16 protein-coding genes and 3 pseudogenes are annotated in these 21,664 nt (G+C 60.7%); 10 read left to right on the top strand and 9 right to left on the bottom strand.

Annotated features, from left to right (window positions below; all coding sequences use genetic code 11):
• Nucleotide 1: 1 nt before the first annotated feature.
• The 4 genes from AC3WVQ_RS29040 to AC3WVQ_RS29025 form a co-directional block, all read right to left on the bottom strand.
• Complete coding sequence (locus AC3WVQ_RS29040; protein ID WP_492383361.1) at nt 2-1,678, bottom strand: serine hydrolase domain-containing protein; 1,677 nt, start codon at nt 1,676-1,678, stop codon at nt 2-4.
• A gap of 33 nt (nt 1,679-1,711) precedes the next feature.
• Complete coding sequence (locus AC3WVQ_RS29035) at nt 1,712-2,584, bottom strand: ABC transporter permease (protein ID WP_029742577.1); 873 nt, start codon at nt 2,582-2,584, stop codon at nt 1,712-1,714.
• Nucleotides 2,581-3,618, bottom strand: a complete 1,038-nt coding sequence (locus AC3WVQ_RS29030) for an ABC transporter permease (RefSeq protein WP_029742576.1) — start codon at nt 3,616-3,618, stop codon at nt 2,581-2,583. The genes AC3WVQ_RS29035 and AC3WVQ_RS29030 overlap by 4 nt, the downstream gene beginning before the upstream one ends.
• Before the next feature lie 76 nt (nt 3,619-3,694).
• A complete protein-coding gene (locus tag AC3WVQ_RS29025; protein ID WP_492383360.1) occupies nt 3,695-5,623 on the bottom strand; it encodes an ABC transporter substrate-binding protein in 1,929 nt (642 codons plus the stop codon).
• 123 nt (nt 5,624-5,746) lie between these two features.
• On the opposite strand from AC3WVQ_RS29025, the gene AC3WVQ_RS29020 reads away from it, so the two are divergent.
• From AC3WVQ_RS29020 to AC3WVQ_RS29000, 5 genes and pseudogenes are all read left to right on the top strand, one after another.
• Nucleotides 5,747-6,700, top strand: a complete 954-nt coding sequence (locus AC3WVQ_RS29020) for a LysR family transcriptional regulator (protein WP_029742574.1) — start codon at nt 5,747-5,749, stop codon at nt 6,698-6,700.
• Nucleotides 6,701-6,967: 267 nt separating this feature from the next.
• A pseudogene (locus tag AC3WVQ_RS29015) lies at nt 6,968-8,847 on the top strand (ABC transporter ATP-binding protein).
• 40 nt (nt 8,848-8,887) lie between these two features.
• Entirely contained in the window at nt 8,888-10,114 is a 1,227-nt protein-coding gene (locus AC3WVQ_RS29010) for an alanine racemase (RefSeq protein WP_492383359.1), read from the top strand.
• Between the two features lie 215 nt (nt 10,115-10,329).
• The gene (locus tag AC3WVQ_RS29005; RefSeq protein WP_029742572.1) at nt 10,330-11,010 is read left to right on the top strand and encodes a type 1 glutamine amidotransferase domain-containing protein; all 681 of its coding nucleotides are present in this window, start codon (nt 10,330-10,332) and stop codon (nt 11,008-11,010) included.
• Between the two features lie 59 nt (nt 11,011-11,069).
• Nucleotides 11,070-11,396 (top strand): hypothetical protein, encoded by a 327-nt coding sequence (locus tag AC3WVQ_RS29000; RefSeq protein ID WP_089045265.1) that lies wholly within the window; start codon nt 11,070-11,072, stop codon nt 11,394-11,396.
• A 218-nt stretch (nt 11,397-11,614) separates the two neighbouring features.
• Here AC3WVQ_RS29000 and AC3WVQ_RS28995 read toward each other — a convergent pair whose 3' ends face one another.
• The gene (locus AC3WVQ_RS28995) at nt 11,615-12,511 is read right to left on the bottom strand and encodes a LysR family transcriptional regulator (RefSeq protein WP_060517266.1); all 897 of its coding nucleotides are present in this window, start codon (nt 12,509-12,511) and stop codon (nt 11,615-11,617) included.
• A 136-nt stretch (nt 12,512-12,647) separates the two neighbouring features.
• On the opposite strand from AC3WVQ_RS28995, the gene AC3WVQ_RS28990 reads away from it, so the two are divergent.
• From AC3WVQ_RS28990 to AC3WVQ_RS28970, 5 genes are all read left to right on the top strand, one after another.
• Entirely contained in the window at nt 12,648-13,619 is a 972-nt protein-coding gene (locus tag AC3WVQ_RS28990; protein WP_113553787.1) for an MBL fold metallo-hydrolase, read from the top strand.
• A gap of 428 nt (nt 13,620-14,047) precedes the next feature.
• On the top strand, nt 14,048-14,299 hold the full coding sequence (locus AC3WVQ_RS28985; RefSeq protein ID WP_246810496.1) for a hypothetical protein: 252 nt from the start codon (nt 14,048-14,050) through the stop codon (nt 14,297-14,299).
• A 21-nt stretch (nt 14,300-14,320) separates the two neighbouring features.
• On the top strand, nt 14,321-14,716 hold the full coding sequence (locus AC3WVQ_RS28980; protein ID WP_255381797.1) for a hypothetical protein: 396 nt from the start codon (nt 14,321-14,323) through the stop codon (nt 14,714-14,716).
• Nucleotides 14,717-14,910: 194 nt separating this feature from the next.
• On the top strand, nt 14,911-15,249 hold the full coding sequence (locus AC3WVQ_RS28975; RefSeq protein ID WP_492383358.1) for a type II toxin-antitoxin system HigB family toxin: 339 nt from the start codon (nt 14,911-14,913) through the stop codon (nt 15,247-15,249).
• The gene (locus AC3WVQ_RS28970) at nt 15,237-15,617 is read left to right on the top strand and encodes a helix-turn-helix domain-containing protein (RefSeq protein WP_492383357.1); all 381 of its coding nucleotides are present in this window, start codon (nt 15,237-15,239) and stop codon (nt 15,615-15,617) included. Before AC3WVQ_RS28975 ends, AC3WVQ_RS28970 begins: the two co-directional genes overlap by 13 nt.
• A 323-nt stretch (nt 15,618-15,940) precedes the next feature.
• Here the strand turns inward: AC3WVQ_RS28970 and AC3WVQ_RS28965 are convergent, their stop codons facing one another.
• The 4 genes and pseudogenes from AC3WVQ_RS28965 to AC3WVQ_RS28950 form a co-directional block, all read right to left on the bottom strand.
• Nucleotides 15,941-17,938, bottom strand: coding sequence for a glycosyltransferase family 2 protein (locus AC3WVQ_RS28965; protein WP_492383356.1), 1,998 nt, complete (start codon nt 17,936-17,938; stop codon nt 15,941-15,943).
• Nucleotides 17,920-19,152 (bottom strand): HlyD family secretion protein, encoded by a 1,233-nt coding sequence (locus tag AC3WVQ_RS28960; protein WP_060585661.1) that lies wholly within the window; start codon nt 19,150-19,152, stop codon nt 17,920-17,922. The genes AC3WVQ_RS28965 and AC3WVQ_RS28960 overlap by 19 nt, the downstream gene beginning before the upstream one ends.
• Nucleotides 19,153-21,062: 1,910 nt before the next feature.
• A pseudogene (locus AC3WVQ_RS28955) lies at nt 21,063-21,249 on the bottom strand (transposase); the annotation flags it as partial.
• A 221-nt stretch (nt 21,250-21,470) separates the two neighbouring features.
• Nucleotides 21,471-21,658: pseudogene (locus AC3WVQ_RS28950) on the bottom strand (IS21 family transposase); the annotation flags it as partial.
• Nucleotides 21,659-21,664: the final 6 nt, after the last annotated feature.

Below are 21,664 nucleotides of genomic sequence, written 5' to 3'. Positions count from 1 at the left end.
GTCACGCCGCTTCGGCCTGGGACGGGCTGCGTCGCTCCAGGAACATCGGCCCGACGCGAATGCCGCGCTTGCCGTTGTCGTCGACGGCATCAAGTTCGAGGATCTCGTCTTCGTAAAGCCGTCCATGCATGCGGAAGCGTCCCTCCTCGACCGGCTCGCATGTGTGCGTGCAGAAGTACTCGATCAGGCATTTCAGGCCGCCATGGCTGTAGGTCAGGTAGGTGATGTTGAAGTCCGGCCCGTATTCGCCGAGATGCGGCGCAATGGCGTCGGGCACAGTCTCGTCCTCAGGCGTCTCTATGCGTGTCCAGCTTGTATCCCGCCAGGCGAGCTTGCCGGCTGCCGGGAAGGAGAGGTTCATATGGGCATAGTCCGCGCCGCGCCCGTAGATGCGACCGTCGATGACGAAATCGTTGCCCGCCACCGGACGGATCCGGTGCGGAACGCCCTCGCCCATCAGGTAGACCTTGCCGTCCTTGGATTTGACCTCGACGATCTCCTGCGTGGCGTCGTCGCGGTAATAGCCCGGCAAGGCCTTGAACTGCGCTTCGGAGATCTCCGGCGGACGCTGTGTCCGCTCCGGCATCGTGCCCATCTTGCGCTCGGCAAGAACGATGCGCACGCCGTCGACCCCAAGCCGGGAGGCAATCTGGTTGGCGAAATCAAGGGTCGCAAAAATAAGCACGCCGACGCCGGCGGCAGGCAAAAGCATCATCTGCGAAGCATAACCATAGACAGCGCCACCATGGCCGACCGAGGTCCAGCCGTCGACGTCACCGGAACCAAAGCACAGGCCATACCCGTTGAGCGTCTTGTCGTGGCCGGCCGGACGTTTGCCGAACGGTGTCCACATCTCGCGCAGCGACGCCGGCGAGATGATCGAATTGCCGGCAGCGTCAAAGCCGCCGCGCAGTAGGCACTGGGCGTAGCGTGCCATATCGCCGGTGGTGGAAAAGATGTTGCCGGCCGGCGAGCCGCCAAGGCTGAACACCGGCGCCGGCGTATCGCCGTCGAGCGTCCACATGTCGGCCGGCGCAAGCCGCTCGCGAATGCCCGGCGCCATGCCGCAGGAGGAACTGTCCATGCCGAGCGGCTTCAGAATGTTGGTAGCGACATAGTCGGAATAGCTCTGGCCAGTGACGACCTCGATCACCCGACCGACGACGGCGATACCGGCGTTGGAGTAATGCATCACCCCGAGGCTCGGATCCTGCTTCAAGGTCGAGCTGGCAAGCTCGTCGACCGTGTCCTCCAGCGGAGGACGGGTCGCGTCGAGATAGTGGCCACTCTTCGGTTCGCGCACGAGCCCGGCCGTATGGGTCATCAGCTTGCGCAGGCTGATGACCGAGCCGTAGGGCCCGCCTTCAGCGCCGGCGAACGGGTTCACCGGCTTGAATCCGGGCAGGTAGGTCGAGACGTCGACATCGATATCGACAAGGCCCTTTTCGACCAGTTGCATGATCGCCAGCGAGGTGAAGGTCTTGGTGATCGAGCCGATACGGAAGCACGTGTCCTTGCCCATGTCGAAATGGCGGTCATGGCGCTGGACATGGCCTTCGGCAAGCATACCGTCTCGGTCGACGAGGGCGTAGGAGATCGACGGGATCGCCTTGTCCTCGACCTCGTACCGGATCAGATCCTCGAACAGCTCGATGGAAGCAGCAGACAGAGAGGACATGGAAAATGCTCCTTGGTCGTAAGGGATTGGGTCTCAATGGGCGTGGCGTGGGTCGAGCATGTCGCGCAGCGCATCGCCGACGAGGTTCCACGACAGTACGAAGAGGAAGACGGCCGCGCCGGGGAAGGCCAGCGTGTACCAGAACTGGAAGGGATTGCCGGGCTGACCGACGATCCAGTTGCGCGAATAGGCGATGAACTGGCCCCAGTCGGCATAACCTTCTTCGGTGCCAACGCCGAGGAAGCTGAGCGCTGAGGCGGACAGCACCATGGAACCGGTCGCCATCGTCGCGAGAACCAGCACCGGGAACATGGCGTTGGGCAGGATATGCAGGACGATCAGCCTGAGATCGCTGGCGCCGTAGCTCCTGGCTGCGTGGATATAATCCATCTCGCGGATCCTCAGGATCTCGCTTCGAACGATGCGGGCATAACTCATCCAGCCGAACGTCGTCAGCGCGATCGTGATGGGCACGATGCCTTTGCCGAGCAAAGCCGTCAGCACCATGGCGGCGATCAGGAAGGGCACGGCCATGAACACGTCGACGATGCGCATCAGCACTTCCTCGACGACGCCGCCGTAATAGGCCGCGACAGCGCCGACGACCGTGCCGATCAGCACTGAGATCGCCACGACCCCGAGCCCGATCTTGAATGCCGTGCGCGTACCCCAGACGACGCCATAGAAGATGTCGTACTGGCCCTGGGTCGTGCCAAACACCGCCTCCGGCGAAGGCGGTTGCGGCGTCGCCAGGAAACCCGCGCGCGGCGTGTCGTAGGGCGAAAGCTGGAAGCTCTGTGGCGGGGCCAAGACGGGAGCGAAGACGGCGATCAGCACGAAAGCGAGCAGGATCACGACGCCAAACAGCGACACCGGATTGCGTGCGAGGTAACGAAGAAACTTCATTGCGTCTTCACCCTCGGGTCAAGCAACGGATAGATGAGATCGACGACCAGGTTCATCAGCACCAGCACGACCGCGAAATAGAGGCCGAAGCCGAGAACTGCGGGAAAGTCGAGATTGGCAGCGGTCTTGGCGGCGAACTGGCCGAGCCCGGCGTAGTCAAAGATGGTCTCGGTGATGACCACGCCACCCATCATCACGGCGAGTTCCATGCCGGCGATGGTTGCAAGCGGCAGAAGCGCGTTGCGCCTGGCGTGATGCAATTCGACGACGCGGCGCGGCAGGCCCTTGGCGCGGGCGGTGCGTACGTAGTCCTGGCGCAGCGTTTCCAGCATCGAGGTGCGCATCACCCGCGTCATGCTGGCGACGTTGACATAGGTCAGCGTGATGACGGGCGCCGCAAGGTGACGAAGTGCATCGCCGAAGATCGCCAGGTTGCCGTTGAGCAGCGCGTCGATAGTATTAGCGCCGGTGTAGCGCACGAAATCGCCGGAGCTGACCACGGTTTGCGCCCACTGGCTGAGCCGGCCGGGCGGAAACCAGTCAAGCGCCGAATAGAAGATCAGCAGCATCAAGAGGCCGAAGACGTAAACCGGAAAGGACCAGCCGAGAATGGTGAAGATGCGGATGACGTGGTCGGGCCAGCGGTTGAGATAGATGCCGGCGCGCGAACCGAGGTAGACGGCGAGTAGCAGACAGGGCACGAAGGCCAGCACGACCAGCTCCAGCGTCGCCGGAAACAGCGACATCAGCGCCGTCGACACCGGTTGGCGGGCGGTCTCGGACCAGCCGAGATTGCCGCTGAGAACGCCGCCGATCCAGCGGCCGTACTGAATGTAGAAGGGATCGTTGAGCCCGTACTGCTCGATCATCCGACGGATGCTCTCCTGACCACCCTTGAGATAGTCGGGCGACGGCGCATAGGCCGCCAGTCTCTGCGTCGGCGAAAGCGACATCTGCAGCGCGAAGATCATCAACGACAGCGCGAAGAGGACGATCGGCAGCATCATCAGTCGTCTGAGTGCGTAATTCAGCACGGTTCACACGTTCCGATTTCAGGGAAAATGAAACAAGGGCTGCCGGGCGGGATCGCCACCCGGCAGCCCTGGCCAATCAATCGTTGGCCTTGGTGACCGGGTAGAAGTCCCACGCACCGTAGAGGATCATGTTGTCGACATAACCATCGATATTGCTGCGTGTGACGACGTAGCCGAAATCTTCCCAGAGGAACTGGGTGGTGGCGTATTCGTACGACATCTCCTGCAGCTTGGCGTAGATCGGCTCGCGAACCGCCGGATCGACCGATGCCCAGGCTTCATCCAGGAGCGGCTTGAACTTCTCCGCCATCAGGTCGCGATAACCTTGGCCGACCATGCCGCCGACGAGACCCGTGGGCGAGAGGTAATAGCTGGCGGCACCGAGCGGACCACCCGGATCGGAATAGTCAGGACCCCAACCCATCACCGTCAAGGGTGCTGCCGGCTTTTCGCGGTTGTTGAGCTTGTCCGAAACGGACGCCCACGGCAGAGCCTGGATCTGCATCTTGAACTTCGGATTGATGCGCGACAGCCCCTGCTGCAGCGCCGAGAGTGCCGCCGTCAGCTGCGGGTTGCCTTCGGTCACATAGGCGGTGAAGGCAAAGCCGGTATCCCAGAGCTTGCCGTCAAATGCCTTCTTGAAGTGTTCTTCGGCCTTGGCGGGATCGTAGCTGTAGACAGGTGAATCCGGGCGGTAACCCATGATGCCGCGAACCGTCGGCCCACGAGACTGCACGGTCTTGTTGAGCAGCACCTGGGTGAGCAGCGCGTCGTAGTTCTGGGCGTAGTTGAAACCCTTGCGCACGTCGATGTCGGCGAAGAAGTCCGGCGGAATGCCGGCGCCGTCGAGCTTGCCGCTGCCGATCGCCGGATTGTCGTTGTCGTCGAGCGGCCAGGCGAAGAAGATGCCGCGCGAGAACACTTTCTGCAGGCCGTCAATGACCTTGACGCCTTCAGTCTTGCTGAGTTCATCGATGAACTCGACGGGTGCCGTGACGAAATCGGCGTCACCGGACAGAAGCTGCAGGCGCCGCGTCGTCCATTCCGGCACCGTGCGCATGACCACGCGCTCAAGCTTGGCGGGGCCCATGAAGTAATTGTCGAAGCGCTTCAACGTGATGCGCCGGTCGGTTCGGTCCCATTCCTCGAGCATGAACGGCCCGGTGCCATTTTCTTCCGCAAACAGCGGATTGGCGCCGAGTTCCGGACGGTAGTGGGCCTTCCAGGTGTCGCCCGAGCCATCCCAGCCGCCGACCGATGCAACCCATTCCTTGTCGACGACCGAAGTGCCGAAGGGCAGCGCGATCACCCCAAGCGTGGCCGGAAACGACTTGGGCAGCTTGAGCGTGACATTGTCGCCATCGACGACGATCTGCGACGCGAGTTGGTCATAGACCTTGCGCAGGATCTCGGGGCTGGCGTCGTTGATGGATTTCACCTCGCCTTCGGCCTCAACCCACTTGGCGATGTCGGTATATTTGCCGGCTGTGATCACCTCGGTGATCGCGTTCGACATCCAGGACTGGCCTTGAAGAATGGCGCGCAGCAACGAATAGCGTACGTCTTCGGGCGTGATCTGGCCGTAACCCGGCTCGATCGTCGCCTTCTGGGCGTCAGTCAGCTTGTCGTAGTATTCCCAGGTGACTTTGCCGTCGGCGCCCTTGATCCCGACCTTGTGGGCTGAAACGCCTTTGCGGATCGGGAAGGTATAGCTCACCGAGCCATCGGCCGCCTGCTTGATGAGGCCGTTTTCGAGCGACGGTACTTCGGTCGAGAGCGACGGCACGAACTCGGAGATCTTCGAGCCGTTGAAGTTCAACAACCGACTGTAGATGTTGAGAGCGCCGTAAGAGCTCGGCGTGTTGGCGATATAGGCCGGATCGAACGATTGGATGTCGTCGGTCCACATGAAGACTAAAGTGCCGGGGTTCTTGGTCTCGGCCATAGCGGGCGCAGCCGCGATACCGAGCCCCAGGCACAGAGCGAGGGCTAAGGTGCGTTTCATCGTTGTTCCCATTTGGTGGAGGCGGAAGTTTTCTTCTCGTTATAGGGGAGGCTAGAAGAGCGCTTGCAGGTCTGTCCAATGTGTAATTAGGATAGACTATGCAAATCACGCATGAGGGCCGGCATGGAACTGCAATGGCTTGAAGATTTTCTCGAAATTGCCGCCACGCGGAACTTTTCGACGGCGGCGACTGCGCGCAACATTTCGCAGCCGGCCTTCAGTCGCCGCATCAAATCGCTTGAGAACTGGATCGGCGCGGACTTGATCGACCGCAGCACCTATCCCGTGCAACTGACACGGGCGGGAACGATGTTCCTTCCGGGTTGCCAGCGTCTCGTGCGTGAGGCCTACAGGCTGCGCACCGATTGCCGCAATGTCGCCGGCGAAAGCTCGGCCATGCTGACATTTACCTCGCTGCATACGCTGGCGATGTACTTCTTCCCGAGATGGATCGGCTCGCCGCTGATATCGCGGATACCGCTTCGCACCAGCATGCATGCCGCCGACTTCCTTGAAAGCATCGATCATCTGTGTTCGGGCCAGTGCGATTTTGCCATCACCTATGTGCATCCCGATGGCCCGCCGGTGCTGGAAGGCGGCCCGTTCGAATCCCTGCAGATCGGCAAGGACAGGCTGATCCTGGTGTCGGGAGCCGACGAGAGCGGCCGACCGCTGTTCGACATCGACGGACCCGAAAGCACGGAGATCCCTTATCTCGCCTATTCCTGGAGCGACGGCTACATCGGCAAGCTGGCGACCTTGATCCAGTCGCGCTGGCGCCGGCCGCTCAATCTCAGCATCGTCTATCAGTCGGGCCTCGCCGATGGCCTGAAGCACATGGCCGTCGCCGGGCGTGGCGTCGCCTGGCTGCCGCAGATCTGTGTGGCGGAAGCCCTGCGCCAAGGCCGCCTCGTCCAGATCGGCGGACCACAGATGTCGCTCGAAATGGAGATCCGTATCTTCAGGCGCGCCGGCCCTGGTAGCGCCGACAGCGATGGGTTGTGGCAGCATCTCAAGCAGTGTGCGGCATTGCCACAGTACAAGAACGGATTCGATGCCGGCATCGACGCCGCCTGAGGCACGGTGATGACCCAAATCGCCTGACCGAGGCCATATGCGAAGACAGGCGACACGATGCAGAAAGCGCATAGTTTCGATTGCCACATTCGTGACACATTGATTTCACTCGGTTTTGCGGCACGGACAAAAGCCGGTTGCGTGCCGCCCGGGCACTGACGGCCTGCCTCGCAGGGAGTTCTCCGCCACCCGAGCATATTGACAGGATGCAACCCCGTTGCGAGACCTGATAGGGCAACGTCCCCTCGAAATCGGGTCCATGTGCTGATGTTCCTGTCTAAATCCGCGCCCCCTGAACTGCCCGAGGATGTCATCCTATCCGTGGAAGACCTTGAGGTTTCCTTCGCGGCCGGCACCCGCTCACAGCTGCGCGCGGTGCGGGGCGTCTCCTTCCGCATCGCGCGCGGCGAGACAGTTGCTCTGGTCGGCGAGTCTGGATCCGGCAAATCGGTGACCGCCATGACGATCATGCGTTTAACCGAGTATGATGGCGCGGCGATTACCGGCGGGCGGGTGTTGATGCGCTTGAAGGACGGCAAGGTCGCCGACCTCGCGACATTGTCGGAAAAGCGGGTCGAAGCCCTTCGTGGCGCGGACATCTCGATCGTGTTCCAGGACCCGATGTCGAGCCTGAACCCGGTCTTTACCGTCGGCGACCAGATTGCCGAAGCGGTGATCCATCACCAGAACAAGGCACCCGAGAAAGCGCGCCAGATCGCGCTCAACACCCTCAAGCTGGTACGTGTGCCCGATGCGGAACGCAGGCTCGACCAGTATCCTCACCAGCTCTCCGGCGGCATGCGCCAGCGCGTCATGATCGCTATTGCGCTCGCCTGCCGCCCGTCGCTGATGATCCTCGACGAGCCGACGACCGCGCTCGACGTGACCATTCAGGCGCAGATCCTCGATCTGGTTCGCGCCCTGCAGCACGAAATCGGCATGTCGGTGCTGTTCATTACCCACGACATGGGCGTCGTCGCGGAAGTCGCAGACCGGGTCTGTGTGATGCTCAAGGGTGAAATCGTCGAGACGGGATCGGTTTACGACATCTTCGCCAAGCCGAAGCATGCCTATACACGCGCCCTGATTTCCGCCGTGCCGCGCCTCGGCAGCATGGCCGACAAGGATGCGCCGGAGAAATTTCCGCTGCTGGTGTTCGAACCGGAGCGGCAGCCCGCGGAGGCGACAGAATGAACGCGCCGGCTCATATGACGCAATCCCCTCGCCCGCTCGTCGAGGTGCGAAACCTGGTGACGCGCTTCGATCTCAAGGCCGGGCTGTTCGGCCACGTCTCCGGCCGGGTGCATGCGGTGGAGAACGTCTCCTTCGACATTTTTCCCGGTGAGACCCTGGCGCTGGTCGGTGAATCCGGCTGCGGCAAGTCGACGGTCGCCCGCTCGCTCATGCAGCTCGATCGACCGCGCTCTGGCTCCATCCGCTTTGATGGAACCGAACTGATCGGCGCGCCGCGCCCTGTCCTCGCGCGATTTCGGCGCGAAGCGCAGATGGTCTTCCAGGATCCGTTTTCTTCGCTCAACCCGCGCATGACGATCGAGCAATCGCTGATGGATCCGATGCGGGTCCACAAGCTTGGTTCGACCGGGGACATGCGCGCCCGCGCTGCCGAACTTCTGGCAAAGGTCGAGCTTTCGCCTGAGCATCTCGAGCGCTATCCGCATGCATTTTCCGGCGGGCAGCGCCAGCGCATCTGTATCGCCCGGGCGCTTGCGCTCAACCCGCGTCTCATCGTCGCCGACGAAGCAGTCGCTTCGCTCGACGTGACGATCCAGGCGCAGGTGATCAACCTACTCATGGACCTGCAGCGCGAGATGCAGATCGCTCTTCTGTTCATCAGCCACGATATGGCGGTGGTCGAGCGCATCGCTCACCGCGTTGCGGTCATGTATCTCGGCGAAATCGTCGAGATGGGCGATCGCCGCTCGGTGTTTAGCAATCCGCAGCACCCCTATACCCGCAAGCTGCTATCGACCGTGCCGATTGCCGATCCGACGCGCCGTCCGGAAGGGCGCCAGCCGATGTCCGACGAAATTCCAAGCGCGGTGCGTGCGCCGGACTTCGTGCCTCGCGAACTGCCGATGCGGCAGATCTCATCGACCCACTACGTGCGCCAGGTCGCAACCGCCTGACATAGCCGCTATACCCCGTTCCAGATCAGAGTATCCCAACATGAGCACTTTCGAAGTGACGCAACCGGCTGCGAGCGCTGCCGGCATGGCGTCGACAGATATCCGCGACAGCACAAGCGGGACCACGGCCGCAATGTTCCTGCGTCCAGCGGCCGCCGACCGACCGACACCCTATATCGAGGTCGACGAGAAACGGCTCACCCGCAATATCAAGGCCATGCAGCAGCGCGCCGATGCAGCCAGCGTGGCGATGTTTCCGCATGTGAAGACGCACAAGAGCCTCCACATCGCCCGGCAGCAGCTTGCCGCTGGTGCGCGCGGCATCACCGCCTCCAAGCCCAGCGAAGCGCTTATCTTTGCCGAAGCCGGGATTGCGTCGATCATCCTGGCCTATCCCATCGTCCACGCGGCGTCGCTCGATCGCCTTCTGCCTGCGGTCAAGGCGCGGGGCGTGGAACTGCGCACGATTGCGGCGAGCCAAACAGGTGTCCATGCGTTGTCGCAGGCCGCCAGCCGGCACGGCATCGAGATCGGCGTGTTCCTCAAGGTCGACGTTGGCCTCGGCCGCGTCGGCCTCAAACCCGATGACCCGGCAGCGCCTGAACTGTGCGCAAGCATCGCCGGCACCCCCGGTTTGCGATTTGCCGGACTGCTTTCGCACGCCGGACATGCCTACGGGGCTCCGGAGCCCCATGCCCTGGCCAAGATCGCCGACGACGAGGCCGAGGCCCTCTTCGGTATCGCCCAGAGGCTTCGGCAACGCGGGCTCGCCGTCGATTGCATTTCCGTCGGCGCAACGCCGACTTGCGTCGGTGCACCGCTGCCCCGGGAAGTCGATTGCATCCGTCCCGGAAACTACGTCTTTCTGGACGGCACCGCCCTTCGGCTTGGCATCTGTACCGCCGACGACCTCGCGCTTTCAGTCGTCGCCCGGGTCGTCGCGTCGAACGACGCGCACTTCATCATCGACGCTGGTTCGAAGTCCATGAGCTCCGATCGCGGCGCACATGGCATGGGTGGCGCAGGGTTCGGCACCGTCGTCAGCGCCGAAGGCGATGGCGAAACCGGCCTGTGGACGCTCGAGCGACTGTCCGAGGAACACGGGTTCGTCCCCCATTCCGGGCGCCCCCTGCCGCTCGGCAGTCGCGTGCGCGTGTTCCCCAACCATTCCTGCGCCTCGATCGCCAACTTCGACAATTTCGTCCTGGCGCGTGCGGATGGCACTGCAGCCAACCTGCCGGTCGACGCCCGCAACGGTCAGACCTGAAGAGCGCACCGGCCTTTCGGCCACCTGGGCGGCGATTTATCGCCGCCCATCAACGCGTTGAAGTTCTCGCTCCTTCGTCCATCATCGAGATGGAAAGCTGGATTGTGAGACCTAGATCTCCCAAATATCATTGCGATGCCAATATCAGTGCATCGAGAAGCCGACGCGGCTGATCGGACTTCAAATCTACGCCTCCAGTGTAAAGGATATGATCCATGAAAGTCCTAATGGTCCTCACTTCGCACGACACCCTCGGTAACACCGGCAAGAAGACAGGGTTCTGGCTCGAAGAGCTGGCGGCTCCCTATTACGTCTTTAGGGATGCCGGAGCCGAAATCACCCTTGCCTCACCCAAGGGCGGCCAACCGCCGCTCGACCCGAAGAGCGATGAACCGATGTTTGAGACCGACCTCACTCGGCGTTTCAAGGCAGACCGGGAAGCCAAGGCCCAGCTCGCCGAGACGGTTCGCCTCGACAGCGTCAACCAAGGGGACTTCGACACCGTCTTCTATCCCGGCGGTCACGGTCCGATGTGGGATCTCGCCGAGGACGGAAACTCGATCAAGCTGCTCGAAGCCTTCATTGCGGCGGGCAAGACGATTGCCCTTGTATGCCACGCACCCGGCGTTCTGCACCGCGTCAAGAACCCGGACGGCACACCTTTCGTAAATGGGCGAAAGGTCACGGGCTTTACGAATTCCGAGGAAGCGGCCGTCGGTTTGACGGAGGTCGTGCCCTTCCTGGTAGAAGATGAGTTGCTCGGTCTCGGCGCCGTTTTCTCGAAGGTTAAAGACTGGGGCGTCCACACGGTCGTCGATGGCCGGCTCATCACCGGCCAGAATCCCGCCTCATCTGGCGAAACGGCAAAAGCCCTCCTGGCCGCCTTGAAACCGTAATCGAAGATTGGATCGGAGCGCGTCGCCAGAAAGAGCGTCCGCCTTCGGCGGAGCGTGTCTTGCAGACAGAGGACTATTCCGTCTCCAATTCCCTTGGCGAAACAATCGATCTCAAGGGCTTCATAGAGGAACAAGCCCGCTTCAGCGTCGGGTTCGATGTCGAGAGAACGCTGGGGCTCGAAAACGGACTAACGCTATCACCGTCGATCGGCGCGGATATCGGCTTTGCCTCGCTTGATGGCGAAGGCCTGTTCGGGAGGATCTCCGCCGGGCTCACTCTCTCCAACCACGACAACTGGAATATCGACTTCTCACTGCTGTTTAACGTCGAGGGCGATGGTTCGCGCTCGGGCGGCGGGAAGATTGGCGCGCGCGTGAGCTTTTGACCGAACGATCACACGCCAGACGTCTTCGCCAAAGAAATGACGGCCCCTCTCAGCGCTCACATACGTTTTCCAAGCGGCCTAACCTAGGCCGAAGGAGATATTGAGGATGCGCTGCGGAGCATAGACATGTTAGGCACTTAGGGAAGGACAGCCGCACCTTGCAGCATTCGCACCGGTGCGCCTCACTGCTATCAACGGGGTGCGCCTGAAGCGGGACGCTAGTAAGCCAGCTGAGCACGTAGGCTTGGGACGATCCAGTCGAGGAAGCACCGCACCTTCAGCGGCAGGGGATCGGCTGGTCCATGGATAACGTTCACAGGTAGCGGTTCCGGTGCAAAGTCCGTCAGCAATTCGTGCAGAGCGCCGGAGCGCAACTGATCGGAGATCTGGTAAGACAGCACGCGGATAATGCCGATACCGGCTATTGCAGCCTGAATGGCAGCCTCCGTCGTATTGACCGCGAATTTGGGGCGCGGCTCGATGGCAAAGGCCGCGCCGTCCCGGCGGTAGCGCCATTCCGGCGCGGTCGCAAAGCCCTGAAAGCTTATGCCATCATGGTGGCTGAGGTCTTCCGGCTGAAGCGGAGCGCCTCGGCGGGCAAGATAGTCGGGGCTCGCGCAGATCACCCGTCGGACGGCGCCGACGCGCGTTGCGATAAGCGCGCTGTCCGCCAAGTGTCCGATCCGCAGGGCCACATCGACGTGCTCGTCCGCCAGACTTAGCTGACGATCGGCGAGGGTCAGACGCAGGTTGATATCGGGTTGCTCCTTCAGGAACTCCAGAGCTATTGGCAGCAGATGGCGCTCGCCGAAGGCAATCGGTGCGGTCACGTGCAGCCCTCCACGCAGCGCGCCATAATCGCCGCTGGCCTGCCGCTCCGCCGCGTCCAGCTCCTCCAGAATACGACGTGACGCGGCGACGAAGCTGCGCCCCTCATCCGTCAAGGAGAGGCCGCGGCGGGTGCGCACGACCAGGCGCACGCCAAGGTGTTTCTCAAGATCCGCGACCCTGCGGCTGACCGTGGCGAGCGGTGCATGCAATCGCCGCGATCCAGCCGAGAGGCTGCCGGCGTCCACCACCGCCAGCAGCACCGACATCGCTTCAAACCGATCCATAGTATCCTTCCGGAAACTGAGAGGAAAGTTCCAGAAATGGAAGGATACCCTATTGCTTTCGGATATCCTAGCTTTTGCGTCGATCCAGCCGACGCCGGCCGGCTCCCGTATTGCCAATGATCAGGAGAAAGACGTCATGCCTCAACTTTCACGTCGTGCCTTTGCAAGCGCTCTTCCTCTCGGCCTCCTCGGGGGAGGACTGATCAGTGGCGCACCGGCCCCTGCCGCCGCGCAGAATACCCCCAACACGCCGGTCAGCATTACGCCGCTGGCGCAGATCCGCATCGGTCGCTTCACGGTGACGGCGCTGACAGACGGGTACGCCGATATGCCCTTCGACTATTTTCCCGGACGCGCGCCGGCCCAGGTGGAGGAGGCGGCAGTCGCTCAGTTCACCGCCCGGCCGAGCGGGGTGCGGTTCCTCTTCAACCAGTATCTCATCGATGATGGCGAGCGCCGCATCCTGATCGATGCCGGTGCAGCGGGCTCGATCGGTCAGACCGGCAAACTGCCGCAGGCGCTTGGTGCGCTTGGCCTGCAGCTTGACCAGATCGACGCGGTGATCGTAACGCATATGCATCAGGACCACATGGGCGGTCTGATCGCCGGAGGCAAGAACAACTACCCAAAGGCGGAGCTCTACATCGATCGTCGCGACGTCACCCATTGGACCGACCCGGCCAAGCGCAGGGGCGCGCCCGACTATCTGCAAACCAGCTTTAAGATGGCGGAGGAGGTGGTGCGCCTCTACCCGAAACTCCAGGCGATTGACGGAGAACGCGAAATTGTGCGCGGCGTCTCAATTGTCGACCTGACCGGCCATACACCCGGCCATATCGGCGTGCGGGTCGAAGATGACGGAAAGAGCCTCATCATGGCCTCGGACATGATCTTTCCGGTCGTGCATCCGGGGGCGACCGACGTGTTCTTCCTGTTCGAGCAGGACCGGGCAGCGGCCAAGGCAATGCGCGACCGCTTTTTCCCTCGCGCCGCTTCGGAAGGCGCACTCATCGCCGCCACGCACATGCCCTTCCCAGGGCTCGGCCGTGTCGTCGCCGACCGTGGCCAGATGCGCTGGGAGGTGGCCGACTGGGCCCTACAGGATTGAAGTTAGCTACGGCGGTCTAGAAAGTCGTTCATTTCTACGGCATCAATATTCCGGCGCAAGGCGCGGTCGAACCGATGGTTGCCGGATGGGTTCCCGTCTTTTCCGGAACGCCATGCGATGCGCCATTTTGCTTGCAGGAACAAATCGCATTTAGGAACCACGCGGGGTCGCCTGATGTATTTGGATGCGCGCGAGCCCGGCAAAGCGACGCTTCACCTCTTCGAATAGGGCTGGAGGCAACGGGCCGTGGTAGCCGCTATCGGTGTCGAGCGGCCGGACGTCCGGGTCTGGCGGGGCAAAGCGGTTACTTCCCGTCGAAACAATCCAGGAGCGCTCGTCATACAGCCCTAGCGAGCTTTGTCGCCGGCGAGATCTCGACGGCATCGGCCGGGCGGAGGGTGGCGAATGCGTGATCGGGAGTGGGGCGGGTGCTGTTGATTGCACCGGTCTCCTCGGTGATCGAAGTCGCCGCAAAGCTTCACTGCCTGATCGTTACGCATGACCCGGACCTCAAACTCGAGGATGCCCCCTGGCCAGAGCTGCGAACCCTGTTGAAGGACCTCATCCGGATCAACGGTGCGCGAGACGATCAGTACCGTCACGAACGACTGCCGACGCGGTCGGAACCCGCCCGCAGTTTCACTCTGAGGGGGAGATCTAGCAACATGGACCTCGGCTAATCAACGGGCGTGCGAGACGTTTTGAACCTGGCGACGCAATACAAAGCCGCCGCCGTCAAGCTGGGTGAGAACCCATCCGGTCCTAACCATCTTCCGCAAAGGCTGCTGGCTCTTCATGTCGTCGAGCTTTATCTCGATGCTCTTCTTCAGGCGAGAGGCCTCGATGACGAGCCGATCCACAACTTCCAACATGACCTTGGCGAGCCGGCCCGAAGAGCGGGGGCCGCAAGACTTGTGTTGCGCAAGCGCACGCTGGCGCACCTGGCAACGCTCTCCTCAGCTCAAGAGTATCTCATTGTCCGATATGCTCCTGAGCTGACGTCCACGCTCTCGCAGGTGAACCGGGTTATGACGACGCTTGAGGAGGTTTCGCGGAAGGTCCCAAAGATGGTGAAGGCGACCAAGCCCCATAAGTGAACTTGATCGCTGGCGGCCAAAGGGATGGCGGGTTTTCCGAGTTGGACCCGCATTCGAAGGTATGTCAGACAGTGCTGCCCGAGATTTGCATTCAGCGTTGACTGGAACATATCAAAAAATGACTCGCAACAAAATTCCCAAATTGGAAACTTTGTGCTTGTTTCCAAATTGGAATTCGTTAAATAGGGACTCAAGTGAACGTTATCGCTAAATCTGCGCTGGTCAGCTTTTGGAATAGCTTGCCGAAAGGCGTCCCCAGAGAGACCGCGCGAGCCGCAATGACGGAATGGTATACTACCGCATCGAAGGCGAGCTGGAGTAATTTTAGCGGGTTAAAGAAGACATTTAACTCAGCTGATCTGGTGGCCGGCAACAAGGTTATCTTCGACGTCGGCGGCAACAAGTACCGCATTGTGGGGCTGGTCGCATTTCGGTCCAAGCGGATTTTCGTCCTGTTTGTCGGGACGCACGCCCAGTACGATGCGATCGACGTCAAGAACTCTGACGTGAAAGGAAAGACATGTTGGATTTGAAAGGGTTTCGGACGCTTCAGAGTGAGGCCGAGTACAACGCCGCACTGAAGGAAGTTCGGCCATATTTCGAAGACGAACCCGAAGAAGGCTCTGAGGAAGCTGCGCACTTTGACGCGCTCGTCCTTCTGATCGAACAGTACGAGGGCAAGCACTATCTAATCCCGACGGCGAGCCCTGTTGAGGTGGTCAAGTCAGTGATGGCTGCGAACAACTACACGCGGGCCGATCTCGTGGCGGTCATTGGTTCGAAAGCGCGGGCGGCCGATCTTCTGAACGGAAAACGGGAAATTAATCTGGATCAGATTAGAAAGCTCAGCAAAGAATGGAACATCCCGGCTGGTTCACTGATCGGCGAAGTGGCGGCCTAAGGGATTCCGGCTAAGCTCGCCCCATTAGTCCGATCGACCAGGCGAGCAACGTCGTTGATGCGCTCGATTACGACCCGAATCATTCAACCCCGGACGATCGAATTCGTTCTTTCAGGGTCGAGTCGGGCCGAGCCCACCATACCACCATACTTAGCGCTAAACGACCAACACTCAGTCATCAAAAGAGCGGCGAGACCCGGGGAAGCTGGCAGGTGCCAGTCGATACAATATGCGATCATTCGAGCGCATACATGAACACTGCGCCATTTCCGCCCGATGAGGCTTTCGCAATTCGCGAGTCATAAGCACCGATTGAGCTGCGGTTACGAAACGGTACGGGTGCGACCGAAGGCACGTAGCAACAGGTTCACGGAAACCGCGACCTTGTCGATATCAGGAATGTCCTGGGAATAGCGGCCAGTATAGAGCTTGACGATCATCTTGTCGCGTTCCTTGCCGTTGAGGTCGTAGTAAAGGTGAAGATAGAAGCGCCGCTTGTCGCCGGTACGCGATATGTCGCCGCGCCGCTGCGTCACTTGCCTCAGATCAGCCTGCAGCGGCTCGAAACCGTCGAGCCTGAGGGTCACCTGCGCATACTCGAAGCGCACCTCCGGCGGAACCGCGACCACCGCCTTGTCGAGCGAGAGGCTGACCACGCGCCCCGGCGTCCCGTCGACATTGGCGGGCTCATCGAGCTTGAAAGCCTGGAAAAGTCGACGCGGCTTTTCGAAACAGATCAGCGACGCGATGACGAGGACGACGATGTTGATCCCCGACCAGACGGCTCCGATCGCCGAGAACGACCCTTGGACCTGCGCCGTTTCCGGCACGAGGTTGATCAGAAGTCCGAGCGCCGTGACGGCGATGAATGCGGCAATCCAGGTAAACGTGTAGGCGTCAAAGCTGTTCGCCTCGTTGCCGGTGCCTTTCGGGGTTACCTTGAACGGCTTGCCGAAGGGCCGCACGAGGCTGGAGAGAACCGTCGGCAGCATGCGGAACGTCGCGAAGGTCCCGACCGCGCTGGAGACCACGGGCAGATAACGTGTCGGCGTTATCCAGAGCATCAGGAGGAAATAGGCCGCGAGCACCGGAAGCTGATTTGAAACATAGTCGGCAACGCCCGTGAAGTGCAGCGGCAAGGCGCCGAACCAGAGATAGGCGATCGGCACGATCAACACGATCAGGCGCACCACGTACTGAACCAGCCAGGACATGGGGAGAAACATGATCCGCTGGAACAACGACAGGCCCGGTCCACGCAACGGACCGTTGTGGAGATAGAGCGTCTGGATGCCGCCCTGGCACCATCGTTCCCGCTGAACAAAATAGCCCGTCAGGTTCTCGGCTGCCAATCCCATCGACAGCCGTTCGTTGAGGTAGCGGGTCTTGTATCCCTTGTTAAGCATCGACAGCGTCGTCAACAGGTCTTCGGTAATCGACTCCGTCGGGAAGCCTCCGATCGCATCGACGGCCTTGCGGCGGGCGATCGAGCACGAACCGCAGCAGAAGCTGACGTCCCAGACGTCGCGGCTGGGCGCGATCTCGTCGAAGAACAGGCGCTGCTCGTCCGGCCAGATGTTCTCCAGGCCCAGGTTCGATTGCACCGGATCGACGTTGAAGAAGTGCTGCGGGGTCTGGACAATCCCGATCCCCTCGTCCGAAAAGAACGGCAAGGTGCGCTTGAGAAAATGGCGATAGGGAACAAAGTCTGCGTCGAAGATGGCGATGAAATCGCCCGAACTTGCGCGCAGCCCATTGTTCATGTTCCCGGCTTTCGCGTGCGCATTGTCCGTCCGGGTCAGGTGGACCGCGCCCCGCTCTGCGCAGAAGGTCTTCAGCCAATCACGCCGGCCGTCGTCGAGGACATAAACCTTGAACTTGTCCTTCGGATAGTCGAGCGCCAAAGCCCCGACAATCGTGCGCTCCAGAACATCGAGCGGCTCGTTGTAGGTTGGAATGAAAACATCGACTGTCGGCAGATCCTGCGCCTCGCGCGCGAAGAACGTCTTTCCCAAACGGTCCGCCTCGCGACTGCGGTCGACGTATCGGCTCATCAGAATGAGGAAAAGAACGACCTCCGTGAAGGCAAGGAGCTCGATGACAAAGACGATCCAAACCCACCAGACGTTCGCGCCATCAGCGGGATAGGGAAGGACGGTTTCGAAGAGGCGCCAGACCATGTAGCGCAATGCGACCGCCCCAACGACCGCGCAAGTGATGGTGCGCGCCCAGCTTTGATGCCGCGACCAGTTCGATGGCCCAAGCAGGAAGAAGGCGATCACCAGCAATGTGGGCGCGAGCGCTAGAAGAGGTTGAACCACAGCCCTTTGATCCACTGTGTCAATTGCAGATTGTGCCGAGAGATGCGGACCTGGGCGGACCGCCCCACCTGGCAAAAATTGCCGAAATCGGTGTTGAGAGCCGAGGGGAGGAGTTGAACGCGGATTCTCGCGTCGCGCTCCTTGGCCTCCGGCTCCTTGGCGGCGAGATTGTCTTTCTCGACGACGGCGGATGAGCCTTTTACGGCCTGCACCTTTCCCTTGAAGACTTCGCTCCGGCCCAGAAGCCGCACTTCCGCTTCGCGGCCCGGATAGATCTCGTCGTAATCGACTTCAGGAACGAGAATATCGACGAACAGTTCGCGGCAATCGAGGATGCGCAACAGCTCGTTGTTGAGGATGACATTGGAGCCGTTGACGACGTTGCGGGTCCACACCACCCCGCTGAACGGCGACGCTATTTCTGCCTGTTCGAGACTGCGAACGCGCTTCTCCTCTTCCTCCAGCTGCCGTTCAATCTGGTCGGCGCGCGTGCTGTTTTCGACAATGCGGGTGTTGATGTCGTTTATGCGAACGATCACCTCGTCCTGACGCTGGCGCGAATAGGGCACGTCGTTTTGACCATCGCCGACGATGAATATCCCCTCACGCAGGGCCATCAGCCGTTGTTCGAGAAGATCGAGCGACAAATTGCTGATCTCGACCTCGCCGCCCGTGGCCGCGCCGGCGGCGGCTGCCGCCTCGACCATCTTGCGCGTGAATATCCCCTTAGATTCCAGTTCCTGCCGTCTATCTAGGTCTACCCTTGCAACGACGTCCTGGGCACGCGACACCTCCACCCGCTTCTGCATTATGCGAAGTTCGCGCTCCAGACTGGCAATGGTGGCGTTCTTGAATTGCTCCAGCCGATGGGCGAGTTGGTTGCGCAAGGCGACGAGTTCGTCCCGTTCACGCTCCAGCGCCGTGACGCGATCGGCGGCCGTTTTTCCTTCCGCTTGCAGGGAAGCAAGGATCGCCCGATTAACCCGTTCGTTGCGGATAGTCAGAAGCGTCTCGTTTTCGGCGACCGGCGTGCCGATGCGTGGCGGCGCTTGTCCGATTTCCCCGTCAATCGGTGCGTTGATGACGGCAAAGCGGGCATTCACGGTGCCGTCGAGGCTGGTAAAGCCGGTCAGTCCAGGCAGGAGCACGACGACAGCAAGCGTCAGAAGCAGGATGCCGACGGTGATGCGCGTGATGCGATGGTTCAGGAGCATGCCAACCGTTCCCACTCACTACGTTGCCGAGCACGACAAACGCCAGAGCGCAGTCCCGGCTCTGTCCATGGCTCCGGCTGCGTAAAGAAGATTGTGCGCAAACGCGCCTCGGGCAACCCTCAGAAGTTGGTGCTTTTTCGATTGGTTAAGCTTTTACGAACAACTCGGCTAGGTATTTCAGCCTCCACCCAACAGAGTGGTCGAACTCATGTTTTGACGAGTGAACCGGAAAGGCGCGCTTCGTGTTGCGCCATAGATTGTCTGAGACGGGCCTTACTATATGCACGTCCTCGGGCGCGTTGCATTCCGTGATTGAGCAGACTGCGCCCCCACGGGATGCGGCAGATAGAACTCAGCTTTGCCGACATCCTTCGCGAGCGTGGCTTTCAAAAAAGTCCGAAGATGGATCGTAAGGCGACTTCTCGATTGCGAACTATCAATCCCTCGATTTGAAGGGATACGAAAATACGAACCGGCGATAACTGGATAGGAATATAACATTGCCGGCGTCGACGACTCAGACCTGCTTCCCTCACAGCGCCAAAGTTTGTACGGAGATTCGTCCAGACCAGAGCTTGATCGATCGGTTGCCCTCAGAGGTTCTCTGCTGGGAGGGAACTCGATGGTTAAGGCCGTCGGCTCCGGTCCTGCCGGGCCCACCATATCCCTCATTTATGTTCTAAGGCCTCCGGCAGTGTCGTGGGCCAAGAGGATCACATCCCAGGTCTCTTGGCACGACAGCTCGGAAAACTCGTCAGGAGCAGGAACGCTTGGTCAGAAGTCCCCATTCAGATGTAGTCCTCGCGGTCGAGACGAACGCAAAGATCGCACTCATCTTCCGAGGATGATCCAACCCGTCTTCTTCCAGCGCTCCACGATTTCTGAAACGCGGCGTGCGGCAATTTTCGCCCAATGGCGGTTGCCATGAGATATGGACAAACCCTCAACCGCTGACAACATGTCTTCCATCAGAAATGGGACGCCTGCGAAGGCGCGCTGACATCCATAGAGGATGCTGCGCTTCGAGCCTGATCAAACATGGTGAGAACAGGCGCCAATCCGAAACCATCCAGGTCGCAGCAGCACCCGAACGGAAGCCCGGTGGAAAATTTGCGCTCCGGCTGGTCGTGGCGGTGTCGTTCGTACATCTAAATGCCTCCATGGCGACGGAGACAACGGCACCAGAGCTAGCTGAAGGGACGAAGGCCGCTCTGGTGTCGTTGTCTGCCAGTGGGGAGGCGAGCCCCACAGGCTAAGGGGAATCTAGTGCGACTGGATCAGCCGGCCCAGAGGAGTAGGACTTTTGCGCGGGGGTGAGGGGACTGAAGTCCCATGGCGGAACATTTTCCCGCACCCCACGTTTCTGACGCTTAGGCCCTGTCGGCTAGGCACTTGCCCTCTCTGGAACCAATTTCTCCGCAGCCACGCTGCGGTGACTGTGCCATGTCGACCGCCCAAGCCTTCATTTGTGACCGTGGGTGCAAGAATGATCCGACATCCTGGACGGACTTCGAGCAGACTTGATCTGACAATGATCAATAGGCATTTGCGCCTTGCCCAGCGGCATGTCGAGGAGGCTGCCGGCGAGGTATCTATGCAACGGCAAGCGGTCGAAAGATTGCCAGCTCAAGGCGTCAGGACCAAAGTCGCTCGAATGTTGCTGAATGCCTACGAGGCACAACTCGAAATGCAGATCGCCACACGCGATCGTCTGGCGCGACTGAGGAATGAGGCGGAAGTCAAACGCGGTTCATTCTTGACGCAGAGATGGCTTTGAGAGACCAGCTTGACGAGGGCTTCATCTATCGACGGTTGAATTACAATCCGGCCGGCTTGGGTTTCCCTACACCTTCCAAAAGAACCGGCCTGAGGTGCGTCAATTTCTAGAATGATAGAAAAAGGAAGGCCCCGTCGGTAACGATAGCCGTTGCGCCAGGTTTGGCGGCTTTCGCCACGCTCGTAGCGTCCGGCTCCAATCAGCCCATCAACATCGGCCTCCATGATCATTTGCAGGACGCTTTCGGCAATCGCACGAAGAAAATCTGGATCGCCGCACGCCGCCGATCTCGGATGCATACTGCCGCGAGCCGCCATCATAAATCGAAGCCAGCGCCAACAGCCGCCGAACCTGGGCCGCATCCTTTGACTTCTTCGCCAGCCGCCTCAGCGCAGGCCCGTCAAAGTCTCCACGCAACGAAATCGCTCTCGTCATGCCAAATCTCCGTTTGACACAATGAGTCAGAAATCAGCCGATTTGGGAATCCCAAACGAGTCGCAATCAGCGCTCGCTGGTATTACTTCGCGGAATCCGCATGCTAATTGCCGCCGATCGAATGTTGCCCGCCATGACTGACGCGACGCTCTAGTTTGAGCAGCGCACCAAAGGACGTGGATGGCAGCGACTGAAGCTCAGGTTTTCTCTCGCAAAGGCCTCGTTGACGGCGCACAGGGTCGTGCCATGCAATCTGGCGTTTGCCACGGTATCGTGCCAATCGCGTAATTCACGTTCAGG

Source organism: Ensifer sp. EB106-05-01-XG146, from assembly GCF_058791875.1.
The sequence above is the reverse complement of the archived record's forward strand: the minus strand, read 5'-3'. Positions and strand labels throughout refer to the sequence as shown.

Coding starts and splice junctions, on each gene's coding strand:
- AC3WVQ_RS28960 (WP_060585661.1), bottom strand. CDS start 19,152: ATGCTCCTGAACCATCGCATCACGCGCATCACCGTCGGCATCCTGCTT.
- AC3WVQ_RS29010 (WP_492383359.1), top strand. CDS start 8,888: ATGAGCACTTTCGAAGTGACGCAACCGGCTGCGAGCGCTGCCGGCATG.
- AC3WVQ_RS28995 (WP_060517266.1), bottom strand. CDS start 12,511: ATGGATCGGTTTGAAGCGATGTCGGTGCTGCTGGCGGTGGTGGACGCC.
- AC3WVQ_RS29005 (WP_029742572.1), top strand. CDS start 10,330: ATGAAAGTCCTAATGGTCCTCACTTCGCACGACACCCTCGGTAACACC.
- AC3WVQ_RS29025 (WP_492383360.1), bottom strand. CDS start 5,623: ATGAAACGCACCTTAGCCCTCGCTCTGTGCCTGGGGCTCGGTATCGCG.
- AC3WVQ_RS28990 (WP_113553787.1), top strand. CDS start 12,648: ATGCCTCAACTTTCACGTCGTGCCTTTGCAAGCGCTCTTCCTCTCGGC.
- AC3WVQ_RS29040 (WP_492383361.1), bottom strand. CDS start 1,678: ATGTCCTCTCTGTCTGCTGCTTCCATCGAGCTGTTCGAGGATCTGATC.
- AC3WVQ_RS29020 (WP_029742574.1), top strand. CDS start 5,747: ATGGAACTGCAATGGCTTGAAGATTTTCTCGAAATTGCCGCCACGCGG.
- AC3WVQ_RS28970 (WP_492383357.1), top strand. CDS start 15,237: ATGTTGGATTTGAAAGGGTTTCGGACGCTTCAGAGTGAGGCCGAGTAC.
- AC3WVQ_RS29035 (WP_029742577.1), bottom strand. CDS start 2,584: ATGAAGTTTCTTCGTTACCTCGCACGCAATCCGGTGTCGCTGTTTGGC.